Origin of the sequence: Photobacterium gaetbulicola (assembly GCF_003025515.1) — a bacterium.
Classification (GTDB): domain Bacteria; phylum Pseudomonadota; class Gammaproteobacteria; order Enterobacterales; family Vibrionaceae; genus Photobacterium; species Photobacterium gaetbulicola.
Genome location: NZ_PYME01000005.1, coordinates 51,292 through 71,658, shown reverse-complemented (window position 1 = coordinate 71,658; position 20,367 = coordinate 51,292). Strand labels below are relative to the sequence as shown.

General features: G+C 47.4%; 16 protein-coding genes and 1 tRNA gene. 10 read left to right on the top strand and 7 right to left on the bottom strand.

Annotation, left to right across the window (positions count from 1 at the left end):
- The first annotated feature begins 102 nt into the window (after positions 1–102).
- The 6 genes from C9J03_RS05770 to C9J03_RS05745 all read left to right on the top strand — a co-directional run bounded on the left by C9J03_RS05770 (position 103) and on the right by C9J03_RS05745 (position 7,633).
- A complete protein-coding gene (locus tag C9J03_RS05770) occupies positions 103–450 on the top strand; it encodes a DUF3802 family protein (protein WP_044623475.1) in 348 nt (115 codons plus the stop codon).
- Positions 451–726: 276 nt separating this feature from the next.
- On the top strand, positions 727–2,766 hold the full coding sequence (locus C9J03_RS05765) for a methyl-accepting chemotaxis protein (RefSeq protein WP_044624516.1): 2,040 nt from the start codon (positions 727–729) through the stop codon (positions 2,764–2,766).
- Positions 2,767–2,847: 81 nt separating this feature from the next.
- On the top strand, positions 2,848–3,570 hold the full coding sequence (locus C9J03_RS05760) for a tRNA-uridine aminocarboxypropyltransferase (protein WP_044623474.1): 723 nt from the start codon (positions 2,848–2,850) through the stop codon (positions 3,568–3,570).
- A gap of 189 nt (positions 3,571–3,759) precedes the next feature.
- Positions 3,760–4,668: an N-acetylglucosamine kinase gene (nagK, locus tag C9J03_RS05755; RefSeq protein ID WP_044623473.1), complete on the top strand. Its 909-nt coding sequence runs from the start codon at positions 3,760–3,762 to the stop codon at positions 4,666–4,668.
- Between the two features lie 159 nt (positions 4,669–4,827).
- A complete protein-coding gene (locus tag C9J03_RS05750; RefSeq protein WP_044623472.1) occupies positions 4,828–6,078 on the top strand; it encodes a DEAD/DEAH box helicase in 1,251 nt (416 codons plus the stop codon).
- A 256-nt stretch (positions 6,079–6,334) separates the two neighbouring features.
- Entirely contained in the window at positions 6,335–7,633 is a 1,299-nt protein-coding gene (locus tag C9J03_RS05745) for a GGDEF domain-containing protein (RefSeq protein ID WP_044623471.1), read from the top strand.
- 75 nt (positions 7,634–7,708) lie between these two features.
- Here C9J03_RS05745 and C9J03_RS05740 read toward each other — a convergent pair whose 3' ends face one another.
- Entirely contained in the window at positions 7,709–8,779 is a 1,071-nt protein-coding gene (locus tag C9J03_RS05740) for a ketoacyl-ACP synthase III (protein ID WP_044623470.1), read from the bottom strand.
- Positions 8,780–8,934: 155 nt separating this feature from the next.
- On the opposite strand from C9J03_RS05740, the gene C9J03_RS05735 reads away from it, so the two are divergent.
- The gene (locus tag C9J03_RS05735; protein WP_044623469.1) at positions 8,935–9,915 is read left to right on the top strand and encodes a Gfo/Idh/MocA family protein; all 981 of its coding nucleotides are present in this window, start codon (positions 8,935–8,937) and stop codon (positions 9,913–9,915) included.
- 63 nt (positions 9,916–9,978) lie between these two features.
- On the opposite strand, the gene C9J03_RS05730 is transcribed toward C9J03_RS05735, so the two are convergent.
- The 4 genes from C9J03_RS05730 to C9J03_RS05715 form a co-directional block, all read right to left on the bottom strand.
- Entirely contained in the window at positions 9,979–11,349 is a 1,371-nt protein-coding gene (locus C9J03_RS05730; RefSeq protein ID WP_044623468.1) for an SLC13 family permease, read from the bottom strand.
- Between the two features lie 602 nt (positions 11,350–11,951).
- Entirely contained in the window at positions 11,952–12,629 is a 678-nt protein-coding gene (locus C9J03_RS05725; protein ID WP_044623467.1) for a SanA/YdcF family protein, read from the bottom strand.
- A 331-nt stretch (positions 12,630–12,960) separates the two neighbouring features.
- Positions 12,961–13,037, bottom strand: a tRNA-Pro gene (locus C9J03_RS05720).
- A gap of 145 nt (positions 13,038–13,182) precedes the next feature.
- Positions 13,183–14,151, bottom strand: coding sequence for a ribonuclease T2 family protein (locus tag C9J03_RS05715; protein ID WP_044623466.1), 969 nt, complete (start codon positions 14,149–14,151; stop codon positions 13,183–13,185).
- Positions 14,152–14,616: 465 nt separating this feature from the next.
- On the opposite strand from C9J03_RS05715, the gene C9J03_RS05710 reads away from it, so the two are divergent.
- The 3 genes from C9J03_RS05710 to C9J03_RS05700 all read left to right on the top strand — a co-directional run bounded on the left by C9J03_RS05710 (position 14,617) and on the right by C9J03_RS05700 (position 16,957).
- A complete protein-coding gene (locus C9J03_RS05710) occupies positions 14,617–14,943 on the top strand; it encodes a hypothetical protein (protein WP_039459633.1) in 327 nt (108 codons plus the stop codon).
- 317 nt (positions 14,944–15,260) lie between these two features.
- Entirely contained in the window at positions 15,261–16,115 is an 855-nt protein-coding gene (locus tag C9J03_RS05705) for an ABC transporter ATP-binding protein (RefSeq protein WP_044623465.1), read from the top strand.
- Positions 16,112–16,957, top strand: coding sequence for a hypothetical protein (locus C9J03_RS05700; RefSeq protein WP_044623464.1), 846 nt, complete (start codon positions 16,112–16,114; stop codon positions 16,955–16,957). The genes C9J03_RS05705 and C9J03_RS05700 overlap by 4 nt, the downstream gene beginning before the upstream one ends.
- 87 nt (positions 16,958–17,044) lie before the next feature.
- Here C9J03_RS05700 and C9J03_RS05695 read toward each other — a convergent pair whose 3' ends face one another.
- Positions 17,045–17,248, bottom strand: coding sequence for a helix-turn-helix domain-containing protein (locus C9J03_RS05695; RefSeq protein ID WP_039459624.1), 204 nt, complete (start codon positions 17,246–17,248; stop codon positions 17,045–17,047).
- 109 nt (positions 17,249–17,357) lie between these two features.
- Positions 17,358–20,192, bottom strand: a complete 2,835-nt coding sequence (locus tag C9J03_RS05690; RefSeq protein ID WP_044623463.1) for an Hsp70 family protein — start codon at positions 20,190–20,192, stop codon at positions 17,358–17,360.
- Positions 20,193–20,367: the final 175 nt, after the last annotated feature.

Sequence of the window (20,367 nt, the reverse complement as noted above, 5' to 3'; positions counted from 1 at the left end):
TACGTTCATTCTTATTTAGGCTATCTTGTTGTTTGCAATTGCTAATAGCCTGAATATTAGCAGTAACGTAAGACAAGAATCATTGGAAGAGTAGATTGGATTATGGTTGTAGAATCTGAAGGCTATCATGCGCTCATAGAGTACTTTACTGAGCACCTTTCCCTGTTTGAAAATGCAGAAGCTAATGGATGCGAGGAAACGGTTGAAGATGTAGTGACAGATATGATCGCAACCAATTTGATGACTGTTTTTGCGCAAAATCCGGATCTGGAAGCTGACTTCCGTTTTAAGTTGATGCAGGAAGCTGATGCGGTTATGGAAGATTTGAACGAAGTGCTTGCCGGAGCGTGGAGTCGCTGCCCAACCAATGAGCAGGTTTGCTTTTTAGAAGACTATGTCGGGTTGGTAAAAAACCTATTTGATAGCGCGATAAGCCAAAGTACTAGATAATAAAAGCAGCAGTTAGCTGCTTTTTTTATTTCAGCAGACTTCCGGTTTCGCTTCGTTATTTCTCCACTTTTGTCCGGATAAATTGTTTTTGCTATTGATACCAAGGATGACATAGTTAACTGAAATCTAATTGTCATATTTATTGAGTAAGTTTGCCTCCAAGATGTCCTGTCCCGCTAGCTGAAATAGAGACATAAAACTATTTCGTTTCTGTTCTTGGGGAGAGGATGTGTCACATCACGATACTGGCTGAACTTAATCAGGGATATGATCAGCATGAAAAACCAGTTGCGGGGTAAACCCCGTCTCTCCATTGTAGCCGCCATTCAAATTGTTTTTGTATTACTGGTCGTGACCGGTGGGTTACTTTCTTTTTTCGGTAATAATGGACTGAAAAATATTACGCGGGAATTTGACGTTCTCAGTCATCAGGCGCTGCCGGTTACTATGAACAGCAGTGTGATTGTCAGGGCGTCATTGCAATCTGCCCAGCATCTCGGTGAGCTGATCAACAGCTCGTCTGTTGAAGAGCTTGATATTGCACATCAAGCTTTCGTCAGCGAGCAGAAAACAATGGCAGCGGCACTCGGTGAACTACAGCGTCTTGCGGATAAAAACCAACTAGGTTGGTTGACTAATGATATTCATGCGCTAATTAGCCTGGCTGATGACGTGGGCACAACGGCTGCAACGCTATACCAGTCTCAGCAAGAGATATTGATTAACCAGGATAAAATCGAAACCGACAAAGCGATGATGAATTATGCGGTTTCTTCAGTTCGCGCCGAAATGAGCCGTGTTGGTACCGAAGTGTTTGCCAATAATTTAGCTGGCATTAACCACGTTACAAATTTTGTGAATCACTCGTTGGAAATGGCAAGTCATCTGATGGCATTGATGCTCGAGCATGATTTATCGAAAGCACGAGGGTTGGTACGTAGCCTGCAAAGCACCAACCTGTCGGGTATGGAATATGCTTGGCGGGAAATGCATCGCCTCGACCCGAGACTTGCGGACTACACCAGTGTTACGGTGCCGTTCTCTATGGTGAAAGCACTGTTCGAGGATAATGGCATTGTTGCGCTGCAGCTTCAGACACTGGCACTGCAGGGGGATCAGGCAGCCAAGGTGCGAGAAGCCCATCAGCAAATCGCGTCCATGGCTACCCAGATTAATACGCTTACCGATGGTGCCAATAGGTTGGTTGAGCAAGGCGAGGCCGGGGTTATAGCGGCGAGTGAAAATGCGATGGCATTGTTCATTACCTTTAGTATTGTTGGCCTGGTGGTTGCCATTTTTGCCAGTGGCTGGATCAGCCATTCAGTAAAACGCTCGCTGCAGAAAATAGACCGTGTCGTCAAGGCGACGAGCAATGGTGATCTAACCGTTAAGGCCACTCAGGATGCACCGAAAGAGTTTGCCGTGTTAGGCGGTTTACTTAATCAATCAAACTTCAACAATAGCCAGACACTCGGCCAGCTAGTGGCAAACAGCCACCAGTTGAGCATGGCTGCGGAAACCAGTCAGAAAGCGGCCTCGCAGTCGCGGATTGCCATCAAAGAGCAAAGTGATGAATTAACAGCTATTGCAACGGCTATTTCGCAGCTTGAAATCTCGATTAAAGAGATTGTTGCCAGTACTTACGAGTCAGAGCAAGAAGCCATGCAGGCTAATAATATGGCTCAGCAAGGGGTTGATATTATCGAACAGAGTACATTGCGGTTACGCCAATTGGATGAGCGCTTTGCGGTTAATGAAACCCGCATGAAAGAGCTCGATAGCCACGTCGATAAAATCACCCAGGTGGTGGAATTGATCAGTACGATTGCCGATAACACCAACCTGCTGGCACTCAATGCCGCCATTGAAGCCGCTCGTGCGGGCGAGCAGGGCAGGGGGTTTGCCGTTGTAGCCGATGAGGTTCGCAAGTTAGCCAGCGAAACTAATATGCAAACAGCGTCGATTCGTACCACGATTGATGAGCTGCACCGGGCTGCAAGGGATGTCAATCAAGCGATGGTGGTCAGTCGGGAGGAGATGACATCCTCGATTGACTTGAGTAGTGAGGTGCAGGCATCAATTCACCAGATCAAATCAATGATTGCCACGATCAATGACAAGGTGATTGCCATTGCAGCGGCAACCCAGCAACAGGAAAATGCCTCGATCGATGTCGGGCAAAGTGTTGAGCGGGTCTCCCTGAAAGCGCAAACTAACAGCCGAGAGTTGAAGACGCTGGTGGAGCAGGCCGGAATGGTATCAGATATCGCCCACCAGCAGCAGGATTTACTGTCGACATATCGCTTGCAGCTTTAGCGACGATTGTGCATTTTGAGCTAGCATGGGTATACAAACGCCAGTAGAATGCTGGCGTTTTTTGTTGTTAGGTAAACCGTTATGCGTATTCATGCTGTTCATAAGTTATATGATGAGCGCCTTGCTCGTTCTACTCGTCCGTTTCTTGCCCGTGGCTGTAAAGTAGAGCGCTGCTTATTCTGTATGTTGCGTAAACATTTGTGTATTTGCTCCAGCAAGCCGGAAATCACATCGGATGCCGCTTTCTTGTTGGTGATGTATGATGATGAGATCCTCAAGCCTAGCAATACCGGCCGTCTGATCGCCGATTTGTTTGAAGATACCTATGCCTATATCTGGTCGCGTACCGAGCCAAATCCTGAGATGCTGGCGCTACTCGAGGACCCACAATGGCAGCCGTTTGTCGTGTTCCCAGCGGAATATTCGGCCCCGGAACGTGTTGCCGACCGAGTAGAGATGGAGCCGGGTAAGCGACCATTGTTTATTATGCTTGATGGCAGCTGGGCGGAAGCGAAGAAAATGTTCCGCAAGAGCCCTTACTTGAATCAGTTCCCTGTTCTGTCCATCAATCCAGAAAAGCCTTCACGGTACAAAGTGCGCGAAGCCTCAAAAGAAAACCAATTGGGTACCGCTGAAGTCGCCGCGCGAATTATCGATCTTTTCGGTGAGTCAAGAAATGCCGATGTATTGGATTTGTGGTTTGATGTTTTCCGCGAAAACTACCTCACCGGTAAGATGAACCGGGTGCTTCCTGATGATAACGCAATCATCCAGCTGCGCGAATACATGGCAAGTTATGCCTAAGCAGGGGTATTAGGCTTAGGCATTGCTGAAGTGCATTTAAATTATGCAACATTTTGATGTTTCTTTCAGCAATCGCGACAACAAGCACCATGCAGCCCTGCTAAATCTGCAGCTCGTCACAGTCTGTAGGTGTAGATATGTGGATAATTTTTTCAGTTTTGTTTTTTTCTTATTTTTTTGGAGTGCAGGATGTACTACGGCTTTGATGTGGGTGGAACCAAGATTGAGTTTGGCGCGTTTAACGAAAAACTTGAGCGTGTCGCCACCGAGCGAGTGCCAACCCCGACAGATAATTATGATCTGTTGGTCGAGACTATCGCCGGCTTGGTAAATAAATACGATGCACAGTTTGGTTGTGAAGGCTCGATTGGTTTGGGTTTGCCGGGCATGGAAGATGCTGATGATGGCACTGTTCTGACCGTTAACGTACCTGCGGCAAAAGGTAAGCCGCTACGTAAAGATCTTGAAGCAAAAATTGGTCGTTCGGTAAAAATTGAAAACGATGCGAACTGTTTTGCGCTTTCTGAAGCGTGGGACGAGGAGCTACAAGATGAGCCTTCAGTGCTGGGTTTGATCCTGGGGACTGGTTTTGGTGGCGGCTTTATCTATGAAGGTAAAGTTTTCTCGGGCCGCAATCACGTTGCTGGCGAAGTCGGTCATACCCGACTGCCTATCGATGCATGGTTCCACTTGGGTGAAAATGCACCGCTGCTAGGCTGTGGCTGCGATAAGAAAGGCTGCCTGGACAGTTATTTGTCTGGCCGTGGTTTCGAACTGCTTTACGCCCATTACTACGGTGAAGAGAAGAAAGCGATCGACATCATCAAGGCGCATGCTGAAGGTGAAGCCAAGGCGGTTGAGCACGTAGAACGCTTCATGGAACTATTGGCGATCTGTTTTGCAAACCTATTCACAGCTACGGATCCACACGTGGTTGCGCTGGGTGGCGGCCTGTCAAACTTCGAGCTGATTTACGAAGAGATGCCAAAGCGCATTCCGAAGTACCTGCTTTCTGTTGCAAAATGTCCGAAGATCATCAAAGCAAAACATGGTGATTCAGGCGGCGTTCGTGGTGCTGCATTCCTGAATATTAAATAATTTACGATTCAGCTGTCACTATTCGATATCATTCAAGCACCGCTTTGCGGTGCTTTTTACTTTGTGGCGACTAAAAACCGGAAACTTCCCGCCAACACTCACACTTGCCCAGCTTTTTTGCTAGAATCCGGCCTCTTTTGAAAATTGTCGGTATTTTGCATGTCTTTCCAATCGCTGGGGCTAAATAGCCAACTTGTTGAAAATGTTTCTTCTCTCGGTTTCGAGCAGCCAACACCGGTGCAGCAGCAGGCTATTCCTGAAATATTAGCAGGCCATGATGTTTTGGCCGGTGCCCAGACCGGTACGGGAAAGACAGCCGCGTTTGGTTTGCCTCTGCTGCATCGTCTATTGGAAGGCAATGGCACTGTGACGGAAGCAAAACAGGTCAAAGCCTTGATCCTGACACCGACCCGCGAGCTGGCCCAGCAAGTGTTCGATAGCTTGAGCGGGTATGCGAAAGATACCGAACTGAAAGTTGCAGTGGCCTACGGTGGCACGAGTATGAAGGTGCAGGTAAAGGCACTCGAGTCAGGCGTGGATGTGCTGGTTGCCACGCCAGGCCGTCTGCTTGATCATGCGCATGTGCGTACGGTTGATCTTAGCAAGATCAGTTACTTGGTATTGGATGAAGCCGACCGTATGTTGGATATGGGTTTTATTGATGACATCAAGCGTATTCTCAAGCGCATGCATGTTGAGCGCCAGACTGCTTTCTTTTCGGCGACTTTTGGCAAGCAGGTCAAGAAGCTCGCGTATGATATTTTGGATGATCCTAAGCTGATCGAAGTGACGCCAAGCAACAGCACGGCTGTCACGGTGGAGCAGATGGTGTACCCAGTTGATAAGCATCGTAAGAGTGAGTTGCTGGCGTATTTAATCGGTTCGAAAAATTGGCAGCAGGTTCTGGTGTTTACCAAAACCAAACAAGGGTCGGATGAACTTGCCAAAGAGCTTGGCAAGGATGGGATCAAGGCGGTCTCTATCAATGGGGATAAAAGCCAAGGTGCGCGCCAGCGTGCACTCGATGATTTCAAGTCGGGCAAGGCAAGGGTCTTGGTTGCCACTGATGTGGCTGCGCGAGGGCTGGATATCGAACAGTTGGAATATGTTGTTAACTACGAGATGCCATTTAAAGCTGAAGATTATGTCCACCGTATTGGTCGCACTGGTCGAGCGGGTCAGGCTGGCCATGCTATTTCATTGATGAGCCTGGATGAAGAGTGGGCATTGCGGGCAATTGAGGAATTGCTGGATAAACGTTTACCGCAGCAGTGGCTCGAAGGTTATGAACCGGATCCGACGATTGAACCACCAGAAAACCGTCGACGTGGACGCTCTAGTGATAAACGACGTGCTAAAGCAAAATCGCAAATACACAAAAATAGAGGCCGTTATCGTTCGCGTAAGTAGCCGATCAAAATCTGCCTAATTATCATTCGGCCATAGAGCACCGCCATGGTGGTGCTTTTGGGTCAAAAATGCGGCTGATTAAGCTGCTAGAGTAGAAATACGTGATCAGAGATGTAGTTTAGCCTCTTATTTTCCAATAAAAAATTAGAAGCTTGGTGATGGCCAATGCTTCTGATAATCTGTTTATATCTTACTGTTAATCAAAGAAATTATTACCCTATTTACTTACTATTCTTATTATTTTTCATAGGTATTCATGGACAATTTAGGGCGACGTGTACGACTAGCGGCTTATATCCTGCTAACGTTTTCATCGTTAACAACGTTGTTTCATATCTTAGGGGGATTTGAAAAAGAACTGACAATTGATGCCAGGAATGCCGTTTATTCCAGTATCGATGACAGTAGCCAGGGGGGGGATACTCAGTCCGATATCGACTTTAATGGCAAAGCGGTTAAGTTGAACTGTGATATAGGTACCCAGGGTAAGTGGCCTTTTTGCGAGATATCGATTGACCTGGCTGGCACAATGGGTGGCCTTGACCTGTCCTCGTTTCATTCTATTGGCATCGATGTTGACTATTACAGTCTTATGGACGGTGAACGCCTCAGGGTTTATCTACGCAATTTCGATTCTGTTTATTCCACCGCCGACGATCCGGTTTCCTATAAATTCAATGCGATAGAGTTTTCTCCAGGTCTAGGCAACGGCATGAAAGTGATTCCTTTGAAAGCCTTCCAGGTGCTTTCTTGGTGGATTGCTGATTACCAAGTGCCGATTGAACACTCCGGCCCTAAGTTCGATAACATAGTGCAAATTGAAATCGCGACAGGTAGCCATATCAGGCCGGCGCATTATTCGATTAAACTGAACCGATTGGTTTTCTATGGCCACTGGCTTTCTGAATCCGCCCTTCTGAGGACCAATATTTTGATGTGGGTACTGGCTGCTATTTATTTTTTGGTGGCAGAGCGGCGACGTCTGGCTGAACGGGTTAGGCAAATGGGGGCGCAGGCGGATTATCTTAAGCAAGCAAATAAGCAACTTTATCAACAGTCGCTGGCGCTCGAAGCACTTGCGTTTACTGATAATCTGACGGGGACGCAAAACCGGAATGCAGTAGATCGCTGGTTGAGGGATATCGTCGATTTTTCCCAGCGAAATTGCCATGCCTTGTCGATGGTGTATATCGATATCGATTATTTCAAGCGAATCAATGATTCATTGGGGCATCACGGCGGTGACGAAGTACTTAAGGAGTTTGGCCGGGTGCTGAATCTGCGAGCGCGAAAAACGGATGTAGTCGTACGTTGGGGCGGTGAGGAGTTCATTATTTTTTGTCCTGCCACCAACCTTCGTGGTGCAAAGGAGTTTGCTGAAATGGTGCGGGAAATTGTCGAGAGTTACCAATGGACAAATGGGCTCCGTATCACCTGTAGCGTCGGTGTGGCAGAGCATCGGCCCGGTGAGGAGATAGAAGCATTTATTCACCGAGCGGATAACGCGCTGTATAGAGCAAAGCAGCAGGGACGTAACCGGGTTGAGGTGCTTTAACGTCTCGCTCTGTAGGTCAATAAAAAACCAGCACACCCGTGCTGGTTTTATTTATGGAGGCTGATATTACCAATGTTACTTGGTGCAGTGGCGAATTGCATTTTCCAGCAGTTCCGTCGCCGTCTGGTGACATTCTGGTAGTTCGGCATCGGAGGCGTTAACCGGTGTGACACGCTGCCCCCATTTGATGACGGCGGCACCCCAGGTCAGCCCCGCACCAAATGCCGCTGACAGAATAGTGTCACCGGGTTTGACCCGGCCTTGCTCCACCGCTTCGCATAGCGCAATAGGCACGGTAGCCGCTGACGTATTGCCATACTGGTGAATATTAACGAAAGCTTTGTCCTGAGGAATGCCGGCATGGTCGCACAGGGCTTCGATTATACGCTGGTTAGCTTGGTGGGGGATCACCACATCAATATCCCCCTGTGTTAGGTTGGCCCTTCGCAATACAGTGTTAGCAGCTGTTCCCATTCCCCGCACGGCACGTCGGAAGATTTCTCGGCCAACAAAGTTGAAGGCAAAATGTCCGGCATCTGGGTTGAAGCGATCCATGGCTGTGCCGAATTCTGGGATGGCCAGCACATCTCTTCCTTCTGGATCGCAGCCCAATTGGGCATCGAGCAGGCCAGAGAGCTGGGTTGAGCGGCTCAGAACAGCAGCGCCTGCGCCGTCACCAAACAGTACTGCCGTATCACGCTGGCTCCAGTCGAGATACCATGACAGGCGTTCGGCTCCGATAACCAATACATGCTGGTAATTTCCGGCCTGAATCATTTTGCTTGCAGTTTCCAGACCATACAGGAACCCCGTACAAGCGGCATTCATATCAAAGGCGGCAGCTTTGTTCGCGCCTAGATCGAGCTGCACTTTTGAGGCAATGTTGGGGACAAGGGTATCGGGAGAACAAGTCGCGACTATGATGAGATCTAATTCTGAAGCGTCTACGCCGGCAGCCGCCAGCGCACGGGCACCGGCAATATGAGCCAGCTCAGAGGTGTTGACATGGCTGATTCGTCTAGACTCGATACCCGTACGAGTTCTTATCCATTCGTCCGAAGTATCAACAAATTGACTGAGCTCATCATTACTCAGCTCAGTCGGAGGGAGGCACTTGCCCCATCCGGTAATATCTGCGTAGTACATAACGTCACTCGTATTTTTGTTTGGCACAACCAAAGTAAACCATAACTGACTGTTAACACAAGGATTATGATTGTTTTCTATACAGAACTTGAGGTTATGTCAGAAGTCGGTATTTGTTACACTGGACACAGCTAATAACCACAAGGAAATAACCAATGATTCGTTTGGGTGTAATCGGGACAAACTGGATCACGGATCGCTTTATCAGTGCTGCACTCTCGACGGGTCAGTATCAATTGACGGCGGTCTATTCAAGAACCCTGGAAACAGCCAAGGAGTTTGCCTGTAAGTATGGTCAAGTAGAATGTTATGACTCGTTGGATGATCTTGCAAACACTGATGTGATCGATGCGGTGTATATTGCCAGCCCTAATTCACTCCATGCACCGCAAGCCAAAGTGTTTATCAATGCCGGTAAGCATGTCATTGGTGAAAAGCCCATGGCGTCGAATATTACAGAAGTGCAAGAGTTGGTTGAACTGGCTACCGACAAGCAAGTGGTGCTATTTGAAGCCATGAAGGCAACTTATGTCCCTAACTTTGAGGTGATAAAAAAAGCCTTACCTAAGCTTGGCCGTATTCGAAAAGTGTATTTCTCCTACTGCCAATATTCCTCGCGTTATCAGAAATACCTAAATGGTGAGAATCCCAATACATTTAACCCTGCTTTTTCTAATGGTTCGTTGATGGATATCGGGGTCTACCCATTGAGCAGTGCCATTGCCTTGTTTGGTGAGCCAAACAGCATGACGGCGCAGGGAAGCCTACTTGACTCCGGGGTGGATGCCCATGGCACACTGGTGCTACATTACGCGGATTTTGATGTCACTATTGCGCACTCAAAAGTCAGCGATGGCTTTATCCCGAGCGAAATCCAGGGTGAGCAGGGGACCTTGTTAGTTGATTTTATATCAGAATGCCACGGCGTTAAGCTTTGTCGACGTGATGAACCGGCGGTTGAATTAACCGTAGAGCAAGATGAGAACGCGATGCGCTATGAAGCCGAGGAGTTTGCCCGCTTGTTGAACTCAGGCACTGTCAACCACGAAGGGCTTGTTCGCAGCCAAATAGTCAGTGCAATTACGACGCAGGCAAGAGCGATCTTGGGTGTTCGCTATCCGGCCGATGAACTGTGAGGCGTCTGTAAAGCAAGGAGGGGCAATTGCCCCTCCTTGTGGTCTCTAAAATGTCTCTTTGGATTACCAGAACAGGTAGGCAAGCGCCGAAAGTACCGCGATACACAAGATATTTAGGTAAATCCCGACTTTCATCATATCCGACTGCTTGATATGGCCTGAGCCAAATACAATGGCGTTTGGTGGTGTTGCTACTGGCAGCATGAATGCGCACGACGCGGCAACGGCTATCAGAGCTGACAGGATAACCGGGGATACACCCAACGCTTCGGCGACAGTGGCAAATACCGGGACGAGAAGCGCGGCACTTGCGGTATTACTGGCAAACTCAGTGAGGAACACAACGAAGCCCGCCACAACCAAGATGGTGAAGAACAAGCCTGCTTGCTCCAGGAACCCACTCAAGCTATGGGCCAGGAAGACACTGGTGCCAGTGGCCTTGAGTACATTACTCAGGCAGATACCGCCACCAAATAGTAGCAACACGCCCCAATCGGTAGACTTCTCGATATCTTTCCACTGGACCACCCGTGATGCTCCAAGCATAACGATAGCGGCAAGGGCAACCAGTGTGTCAAAGCTCTTGAAGCCGCCAAGCATCCCGTTGATAGGCTTGCTGAAAATCCATAGCAGGACTGTAATAGCAAAAATGGCCAAGGTCGCCAGCTTGCCGTTGTTCCACTCAACCGGCTTATGGTCTAGCTCAAAGGTATGGTTCAAGTTAGGTTTCAGCATAAAGTAAAGCAGGGCAACCGTAACGGGTAGCAAAACAATTGATACCGGTAGGCCGAATGCCATCCATTCTGTAAAGCTCAAGCCAACTTCGGCAGCAGCGATGGCGTTAGGCGGGCTACCGACAACAGTGGCAATACCACCAATACTTGCACAGTAGGCAATACCAAGAAGAACAAATACATAGGTACTGCGCTCGCTCTTGGCGTTCACTTTGTTAAGGACCCCCAGTACTAGCGGTAGCATCATTGCGGTAGTGGCCGTATTACTGATCCACATTGACAGTGCAGCAGAAACGCCAAAGAGCATGAACACGGCCACCGACATACGTCCCTGGGCGATCAGCAATACCTTATCGGCAATTGCCTTATCCAATTCTTGTTTGTGTAATGCTGCTGCGAGGGCAAACCCACCCAAGAACAAGAAGATGATAGGGTTGGCAAAATTACTCAAAGCCGCAGGCGTCGGGAAAATATCGAAGCTGACGGCAAGGATGGGAACCAAAATCGCAGTGATGCTGACATGAAGGGCTTCGGTCAGCCAGAGTACTGCGACGAAAGCAAGAATACTGAGGCCAACAACCACCTCTCTGTCAAAAGGTAAGGTATTTAAGAGTAAGGTAAAGAGGGCGATGTCTGCCAGCAGAATAATACTGTTCCGGTCAAACAGCCACTTGCGTAATGTCATCGTCAAGGCTGTCATAGTAGTTTCCTTTCATCTGATTATAGTTATCAAGTGCAATCACGTGCACTTAGGTGACTTGCTGCAAATGTTACCAACTGTTTTTGTTTTGTTAATATGCTTGCGCTTAATTGTTGGTCGTTTGATGGGTGGATTGATTGAAGTGTGAGGTTATAAAGAAGGAATGTGTAGAAAAATACCCATTTCTGAGGATGATGTTTTCTGTGGCAAGGCGGATATTCGCGGCTCAAAGAACATGAATGAATATTGTCGTTACGGGATGTGATATTACTCTCAATGATCAGGGTTGCTGGTTTTAGGCTATTTTACAGTTGTTATGCGATGGGTATCATAGCTATCGATAAGATAGTTTTGTGAATTGATTGTTGGCAGGAAGCATGAAGCAGCAAGGGACTCGAAAGCGTATTAGGCAGGATGCACAAGTGCATGTCCGTAATGTTAGGGCTAAATTTATAAAGTCATTCAATGCGTTGTATAAAGGGGGGCCGGCATTATCGACGGGCAATGCTTCGATTAAGTAACCACCTATCACACGATACTAGCGTATCTCCCAGCGAACAGCTGGTACTGCCAGGCTGGGAGATACGTTAGGCCAAAGCTAGTCAACTTGGTCGGTGAGGGCCTTCCAGTTCCAGGGGCTCAGTTTCGATAGGCTCTTTGGGGCCGGCAAATTTTGGTTTCATATCGAGAATATACACGTCAATAAGGGCCTTAATCCTTGCCAAGACTTCACGCGTCCGTATTTTTAGGCCTGCCCACCCCTTGGGCTCTGGGACGGCAAGGCATATCGCATCAATTTGATTCCTGTCAGCAATAAATAAAGCCCGCTCACAGTGAAAGCGTTGGGTAATAATAACGAAATGGTTGGCATCGAAAACGCTCTTGGCCCTAACTACCGAGTCTAAGGTTCTGAACCCGGCGTAATCCAACACGATGTCCTGCTCGGGTATACCGGATTTAAGTAAATCGCGCTTCATCGTCCAGGGTTCGTTGTAAGAGCGGTGAGCGTTATCGCCACTCAGTAGCAAAATATCGACTTTACCTTCTTTGTACAATTGCTTGGCAGCATCAATTCGGAATTGATAATAAGGGTTTAGCGATCGAGCGATATATTTGCTGGTACCCAGTACTAAACCGATCGAGCGGGTAGGGGTGGCTTGAGTACTTTCAAAGATTCGAGATGAGGCTTGATCGGAGAACCATCTGTCGATCAATAGGATAAAGGAAATAAGTAAAATACAGCCAACGGCACTGTAACGTATGATATCGGTTAACTTCATAACGTCCTGTATGGTGGTTGAGCTGTTGATCCGGCCAGAGAAAGTGCATATCTCTGGCTATTGTTAAAAAGCATGTGTTTCTAAAGTCCCTTGTGATGCAAGTCGTGCCAAACACAGTGAAACTGTATCGCTAACGTGTGAAGATACCTCGGCTTGATATAAAAAATCAATGCAGTGGAGCAAGCTATTTGTCAGGAGGTTAGGCTCCAATAACGATACACTTCAGTAGTTTAACCCAATCGAACAGATCCGTTGTGTTAAATAACCGTCAAATGCAATGGATATGGACTCTACGTCGGACAGCGTGTTGGCAGGAAATAAAAAAGCCCTTTGGTCGGACATACTGGATTTGAACCAGCGACCCCTACTCCCCCAGAGTAGTGCGCTACCAAACTGCGCTAATGTCCGCCAAAAGGCTTTATATTCATTACTTTAGCTAATGAACGGTATGAATTTTACAATACCAAGGTGAGAATGCAATAGGGTAAATATGTGAAAATACTACCTGTCTCTCATTATTTACTTTAAATCTATCTATATGATTTAAAAGTAATCAATTTTCAACCTCTATGGTGGGTGCACAGTTTCCTGCAAAAGACGGCAATGCAGGGCCCGATATGAGTTTGCCGACCAGAGTGCCATGTTGTTCAAAATCCTTGCCCAAACTTAATCTTATTTCCTGAAGGTAGCGTTTATTTATACATGATAGCTGGATACGTTTGACTGCATGTAAGCCAAAATTATCGGTAAGCACCTGTTTGAACTGGGCAGTGGACATCTGTTTTCCTACATGTTGCTTGATGTATCGTCCTATTAATGAGGTATCAACTTGGCGGACCAGTGACGTTGCTAAGAGAAAATAGTCATCATCCTCTCGGTATTGGCAGCTGCCGTGCTTTTTCCATTGGTATGCGCCAAATTCGGTTTGATAATAAAAATTGGGCATCCAGGGGGCAAGGGTGCTGATAGTGCTCGGTGTGAGATCCATTTTCTTATCGGGCTCACAGTAGCCATAGTGAATACCGCAAGATTGCCGGGTGGGCCACAAACCATGTAGGGTGAGGTTGTAAATAGAGAGCTGCTGTTGGTTGATAGCGGTGCACTCGGGCTTTGAAGCGACCCCAGTCGCATGTTGGCAGAAACCATGCTGCCAGCTAACTGCAAGCAAGTATGAGTCATATTGGCCTTTGGTTTGGCACTGGTGATTGCTTCCCTTTAACTGTATGAGGGAGGATAAATCGGATTGACCGCATGAGAGGTTAACCCAACGCAAAGAAGGAGAGGCTTCGGGCACGATAATTTGCAACCACTCTCCATTGGTTTTGTTGCGGGCGTAAACAGTGTATTGCTGTCGTGGTATCACCTTGATATCACCTGGGTTGGTATCTTGGCGAAAAGATTGAAACACAGAGCAGGGCATTGTTGCTTCAAATACCCCTTCTACTTTGATTGATGCAAATGATATTGCAGCAAAACCCAAAATTACGGGTATTTGAATTAATCGCTTTAATATCCAAACCATGATAAAAGATGTGGTTCATGCCATAAGTAAGAGTATATATCGAAGTGCATCTAGTTGGTGCGGGTTGGTGCATGGTGTTCAAAGTAGAGAAAAAGTTGGCAGATGTAATACGCGTATGCGAATCTATTTGCTAAAGTGTACACCCTAGTCCACACTCACTATATGCAGCTAAACCCTGCTGATTTCTGAATAATTGATAATTTCCTTAAATTTATGTTCACAAGGATTCTAACAAGAGGTATTATCAGCGTATCTACCCTTTGTAGTCCCTAACTATTGCCACTCTTTGCTTCTAACAACTTATGTGCTGCATCGAATGTGGTTCAATATGAAAAGAATTATCTTGCCATCGATGCAAGACAAAATATTTTTGAATGTTATTAGCATATCATCATGACGTCGCTTGAATTGCCCATTTTAGTCGGCGATTTCAGTGCATGATATTCAGTTTAAGAGGTAATATTGATGGATAACTTTGCAGCTGCTGAGAAAGCGTTATCAGCGATGCTTAATAGTGTTGAAGCTAAAACTGTAAAAGTTGATACTAAAACCGGTGTTATTAAAGAAGAGCGTGTTGATTACCGCCAGGTACTCATCGATTTTGCTGATGAAGTACCGGGACGCCAGAAGGCGGTGATTAAGCGTATGCCTCTACACAAAATTAACAACCTAATTGCCGTTCTCCATGAGTTTAAAGAAGAAGCCCGTCAGGTACGTATGATGGAAATTCTCGCTCTCATGCAAAAAGATGGTGTTGACCCAGAAGAACTTGTTGAAAAAATCGAAGAATAAAACCAAGCTTCAGCTTAACGACTGCCGACATTAGCCCGTATTCGTATGAATGCTCAGGGTTAATTCAATGACTCTCTGAACATATAGATGTTTCAGAAACTTTACTCTATTTATTTAGAGTAACCTTTCATATGCCTCTTGAATGTGTCAATCAAATTAGATTGGCACATCTTTCTTTATTCCATATGCACGTGGTTTCCTCTTTGCCAGAGTGTAAATTAATTCATATATCTGTATCTAGGCTATTAGTATTAGGGCTGTGGCATTCCTGATAGTATGCTTATGTGGGAATTAAATATTAACTAAAAGGTTAAATAGTGGATACATTGGTAGAAGCACATCAGCTGGGAAAAAGCTACGGCAGGTTCCGAGCGCTGATGGGGATTAATTTTACAATTAAACCTGGCCAGGTGTTAGGGATATTGGGCCATAATGGTGCCGGGAAATCTTCACTAATCAAATGCTTACTTGGTGCCTACGATTATGATGGGACATTGAGTGTGTTCGGGATGGAACCAAGAAATGATCGTGTTAACATTGTACGGGATTTGGCCTACCTGTCGGATGTCGCTGTGCTTCCCGAGTGGATGACAGTGAAGCAAATTGTGAAATACAGCGCGGGCGTGCATCCTAACTTTAGCCTTGAGCTTGCCCAACAGTATTTATCGCAAACGGAAATTCCGCTATCAACCAAGATCGGGCGTCTGTCGAAAGGGATGAAGGTGCAATTGCATTTAGCCCTGGTTATGTCAGCGGATGTGAGGCTACTTATTTTGGATGAGCCCACACTAGGTCTGGATCTCATGTTTAGGGAACGATTTTATAATCAACTTGTTGAGTGGCTTAAACAGGGTGAGCGCGCCATGATTATTGCGAGTCATGAAGTTGATGAGGTGTCTCATTTGCTAACTGAGCTGCTGATCCTAAAAAAAGGCAAAGCGGTAACGAGTGGTTCTGTCGATGAAATCCAAGGGCGCTTCCAGAAGGTCATTGTTAAAGAAGAAAATAAGCGTCAAGCCGAAGCGGCGAGGCCTATTCATATCCAACATGGGATAAAAGAGTCCATGTGTATTTTCGAAAACGGTAAAGCTGAAAAGCTATCGGTATTTGGGGAGGTCTGTGAACCATCCTTGTCAGAGGTCTTTATTGCCCTGCAGCAGGAGGAAGCATGAGAGCTTGGTTAACGCTGCTTGAAAAAGAGTTGATTGAGCACCGCATCGTCATTCGGTTGCCGCTTTTGCTGCTAGTCTTCGCGATCATTAATTTTATCTTTGTGATGCAGGGCGATAATGTTGCCCTTTCAATACAGTCAAGCGGGCAGGGAATGATCGATTGGGGGGTAGCCCAGGGTACGTTTGCCGGATTGGTCGGTAAGCTTAACGAAGTGGTTGCCGGCATTGTCTACCTGGTGCTTTTCTTTATTTACGTTCCTAAAACAGTTCGTAAAGAGAAACAGGAAGGCAGCTTACTATTTTGGCGCTCAATGCCTGTCTCTGACTTCCAGGCTGTAGCCGCGAAATTGATATTTGCGCTAGCCGTTATTCCATTGATTGCCTCTGCCTTGATGCTAGCTGCCGACTTTATCGTGTGGATAATGGCAATCCTTTGGTTACCTCAAGAGGTGATGGTGAGCTGGGGGATTTCTTTTGCCAATTTAATTTCCCATTGGTTTGAGTTCCTTGCTCGGTTGGGACTAATGAGTATTGCGCTGTTTCCTCTTGGCGCAGGACTGATGGCGCTATCCCAGTTGACCAGGTACCCGCTTCTTGCTGCGATACTGACGGTTATATTATTTAAAATTGCGATGTTCCAAGCAACGGGGTCGGGTGAGGCTGGAGCTGTGTTATCTGAGATTTATGGGTTGCCGTTTTCTATCCTGACGAGCTCGTCGGCATATACGGTATTTTCCGAGTTCGGTTATTTTTCTCATCTCATCATGCTGGTGGTCGGCGTGGCGCTGTATTGGTTGAGCTGTTGGCTGAGAGGGCGTGATGACATGTTGCGTATGATGTAGCCTTAGGGTGTTTCGTCTCAATAGCGACGCACAAAAAAAACGGAGAATGTAACCATTCTCCGTTTTTTTTATTAAGCTGGCTAAATACTAAGCCGCTACAACATTGTTTAGGTATTCCACCTCACGCTTGTACTTGCGTACATTGCGCGAAAGGGTTCCTTTAGGTACATCAAAGCGCTTCTCTGCTTCGTAGCTAGATAGGCCTTCGAAGATCACAGCTTCAACAGCAATGCGTTGATTCTCAGATTTAAAAATCCGCTGTGCGATAACTTTATATTGTGAACGGTTCATGTGATGTGTACTCGCTAGGCAAAAAACATTCCCAGAGAAAATCTCTAAGGAAGAAAAGTTAGTTCTCATTTATGGTTGATGAGATTACCAGCTGAACCCTAACAGAACCTTAATCGATTAAGCGTAATCCTGTTGGTAGTGCATCACCGAATACGCGCTTAGTTTCACTTTCTGTCAATACCTTGACGGTCGATACCATTTCCACCCAACTTTCTGGCGCTTTGCTGGATTTTAGCTTCAAAATAACGTCATTTCGGTTATTTTCGTCGATGTCCAAAGTGCGGTCGCCAGTCATGCGACACATCATTACTGCCGCAAAAGCGATGTTTGGATCCTTGCGCCAGTCGAAATCCATCAGCTCCGGTAAGCAGTAGGCAACGTGCTGAGGGGTGAGCAAATTATGTGCACTGCCATAGAAAGGACTGCGGGTTGCGATACGCCCAATCGCCCACCAATGGGCCTGGGAATACAGCGGTTTTTGCAGCCTGCCGAAGATCCACTCAATGAGCTGAAGTTTCTTGTCGAAAGGCAAGTTTTCTAAACTAGCAGCCAGCCGTACCATATCTTCATAGCTACGTTCTTGCATTTCCTTAGCCAGTTTGCTGTTACGGCTCGCTGTAGGGTTAATGTATTTCGCAATGTCCTTGTAGATGACCAATTGTTGCTCCTGACTCAGGCCTCCGGCGATACGGCGCCAGAATGTCCACCAGTCACTCCATGTTTGCGCACTACTCCCTGCTTGGACACCGTGTTGGTAAAGTTGCCAGACTTGCTCCATGCGCCATTCATCGGATGGGTAACCGAAACCTGGGCGCATTGCAAAGCCTGTCAGTTTCAGCCAGTTCCTTTCATGGAGATCGGAGCGACGGCGTCTCTTCTTGCTTTCAAGCAGCGCATTTGCCAGTTCCCTTAGGCATGGCGTTTCCCAGCTGTCGCGTTTGCCCAGCGTTTTTTCCAATTGACTGCGTAGCGTCTTAATGGTCTTGGGATCATTGTTTTTGGTACTGCCGCCATAGGCTTGTTTGACAAGGGCAATGGCATCGTCCATGCGAGCAGGCAAAGCCGATTGGGCAAGGGTAGATTCATCGCCATCACGATGGAGTTTGGCCAGATCCTTGCGGATGGCAAACTCGACTTTCCAGCGCTTGGTGTCATCATGAATGCTGACACACTCCAACTGCAGGGTACCGACTTCCGTTAGCTGACAGGCGAGGGTGACCTCTTCCCGATCTTTCTGGTTGGCGGCAAGCTCTGCCCGATCGCGATCACTGTCAAGGGTAGCAATGAAAGGCGGCAGTGAGACGAAGCTCTCTTCATCCACGGTAAAGATCTCACCGGCTTGGGTGTGGCTGTCGTCGGTTGAGGAAACCAAGTTAAAGCGTACCGGCTCGCCCAAGGTTAGGGCGAACTTGCGATCCTTCAGGCGGATTTCGGTACTTTCGTCAATGCCTTTTGGTAGCAGGCACAACCCCTGTTTTGCGCGCTTCTTATTTTCCAGCACCAAGAAGAAGGAGCGGGCAGAGCCACCACCAATCTTGAGCTGGGCACCATGGCGAGCTTTGGCATAAGCAACGGCTCCATAGGCAACGGCAAGATCTGGGTGTGGATTATCAAGGTGGGTGACGCTGTCACCTTTCCAGTGCGAGAATGTGTCCAGTACTCGGCTGGATAACAATGGACTGTTGAACACCCCGCCATTGAGCAATACTGCAACCGGAATGGCGGGTTGGCCGGCACTTGGTGCCTGGGCGCTATCTGCCAGGGATTCTCGGCAAACGGAATCATGCAGGGCGATGAATTGGGCCAGATGCTTGCTGATCGCCGGATCCGCGGCATAGGGCAAACCGAACTCGATCACTGCCGCTTGGCGGTGGCTTGGCTGATCGCTGAAATCGGTACGGGGGAAGAAACCATCGAGCGCGATTTGATGAACTTCTTCGCGTGTCATATCGATGCTCTTGGCGCCGCCAATCAAGCGGGAGCCACTGCCCAACATAGTAACTTTCGCGGTATCGGGGGCATTGCCGGAAAGGAGCTGCTCTTTGACTTTGCGAGTCTGCTGGATCAGCTTTGACAGGCCAGACGCACTTAGCTTCTTGCTGCCACCATGCAAGCGCTGTTCGGCCAAATGGGCGAGGGCAAGGTCAATGTTGTCACCGCCTAGCATAAGGTGGTCACCAACCCCAATACGATCCAGCGTCAGCTTGTCGTCTTTGGTGCCGACTTTAATCAAGCTTAAGTCTGTAGTACCGCCGCCGACATCGCAGACCATTAACAGTGGAATATCTTTGAGGATTTCCTCTGCGTGATCTTTGTGCTTCGCGTACCAGTCATAACAAACAGCCTGAGGCTCTTCAAGTAGCAGAATATCGCCGAAACCAGCCAATTTAGCCGCTTCGAGGGTCAGAGCCCGCGCGCCTTCATCAAATGAAGCCGGTACGGTGATCACGACTTCCTGATCTTTGAGCTTGTCACCTGGATGGTGGTAATCCCACGCCTGGCGAACATGGTTGAGATAACTGGCGCTGGCGATAACAGGAGAGACTTTTGCGACATTATTGTTGGACGACCAAGGCAGAATAGCCTCGGTTCTGTCGACACCAGTATGTGATAACCAGCTTTTGGCACTCACCACCTGGCGGCCTTCCACTTTGGCTCCCATCTCTCTGGCAAGCTCACCGATGATAGCGTGCTCAATGTCACCCTCGACAGGCTCGATATCCCATGGCAAGACCATCAGGGATGGGTCGATTTCACCTGCGGCAGGGTGGTAGCGGAAAGAAGGGAGAAGTGGTTTTCGGGCGACCTCGCCTGGAGCGATAAGTTGGTCTATTTCGAAAATCTCAATCGGACTCGATTCTAGGTTGTCTGAAATCGGTGTGTAAGCGACAACGGTGTGGGTTGTCCCGAGATCAATACCGACAAGGTAGCGAGGAGAAGTCATTCATTACTCCAGACGTGTTGTTTTAATACTTTTTAAGGCTTTCGATAGTATCCCAAAAAGCCGTTGAGTGCATTAATGAAGACTTTATCTTCAAGATTAAATCTTTGATTTCAATAAAATAAAATTAAATGGATAAAAAAAACGGCGCCCTGAGGCGCCGTTTGTAATAACTGTA

Coding starts and splice junctions, on each gene's coding strand:
- C9J03_RS05740 (WP_044623470.1), bottom strand. CDS start 8,779: ATGTACTACGCAGATATTACCGGATGGGGCAAGTGCCTCCCTCCGACT.
- C9J03_RS05695 (WP_039459624.1), bottom strand. CDS start 17,248: ATGAACCGTTCACAATATAAAGTTATCGCACAGCGGATTTTTAAATCT.
- C9J03_RS05700 (WP_044623464.1), top strand. CDS start 16,112: ATGAGAGCTTGGTTAACGCTGCTTGAAAAAGAGTTGATTGAGCACCGC.
- C9J03_RS05730 (WP_044623468.1), bottom strand. CDS start 11,349: ATGACAGCCTTGACGATGACATTACGCAAGTGGCTGTTTGACCGGAAC.
- C9J03_RS05745 (WP_044623471.1), top strand. CDS start 6,335: ATGGACAATTTAGGGCGACGTGTACGACTAGCGGCTTATATCCTGCTA.
- C9J03_RS05750 (WP_044623472.1), top strand. CDS start 4,828: ATGTCTTTCCAATCGCTGGGGCTAAATAGCCAACTTGTTGAAAATGTT.
- C9J03_RS05715 (WP_044623466.1), bottom strand. CDS start 14,151: ATGGTTTGGATATTAAAGCGATTAATTCAAATACCCGTAATTTTGGGT.
- C9J03_RS05690 (WP_044623463.1), bottom strand. CDS start 20,192: ATGACTTCTCCTCGCTACCTTGTCGGTATTGATCTCGGGACAACCCAC.
- C9J03_RS05770 (WP_044623475.1), top strand. CDS start 103: ATGGTTGTAGAATCTGAAGGCTATCATGCGCTCATAGAGTACTTTACT.
- C9J03_RS05725 (WP_044623467.1), bottom strand. CDS start 12,629: ATGAAGTTAACCGATATCATACGTTACAGTGCCGTTGGCTGTATTTTA.
- C9J03_RS05760 (WP_044623474.1), top strand. CDS start 2,848: ATGCGTATTCATGCTGTTCATAAGTTATATGATGAGCGCCTTGCTCGT.
- nagK (WP_044623473.1), top strand. CDS start 3,760: ATGTACTACGGCTTTGATGTGGGTGGAACCAAGATTGAGTTTGGCGCG.
- C9J03_RS05735 (WP_044623469.1), top strand. CDS start 8,935: ATGATTCGTTTGGGTGTAATCGGGACAAACTGGATCACGGATCGCTTT.
- C9J03_RS05765 (WP_044624516.1), top strand. CDS start 727: ATGAAAAACCAGTTGCGGGGTAAACCCCGTCTCTCCATTGTAGCCGCC.
- C9J03_RS05710 (WP_039459633.1), top strand. CDS start 14,617: ATGGATAACTTTGCAGCTGCTGAGAAAGCGTTATCAGCGATGCTTAAT.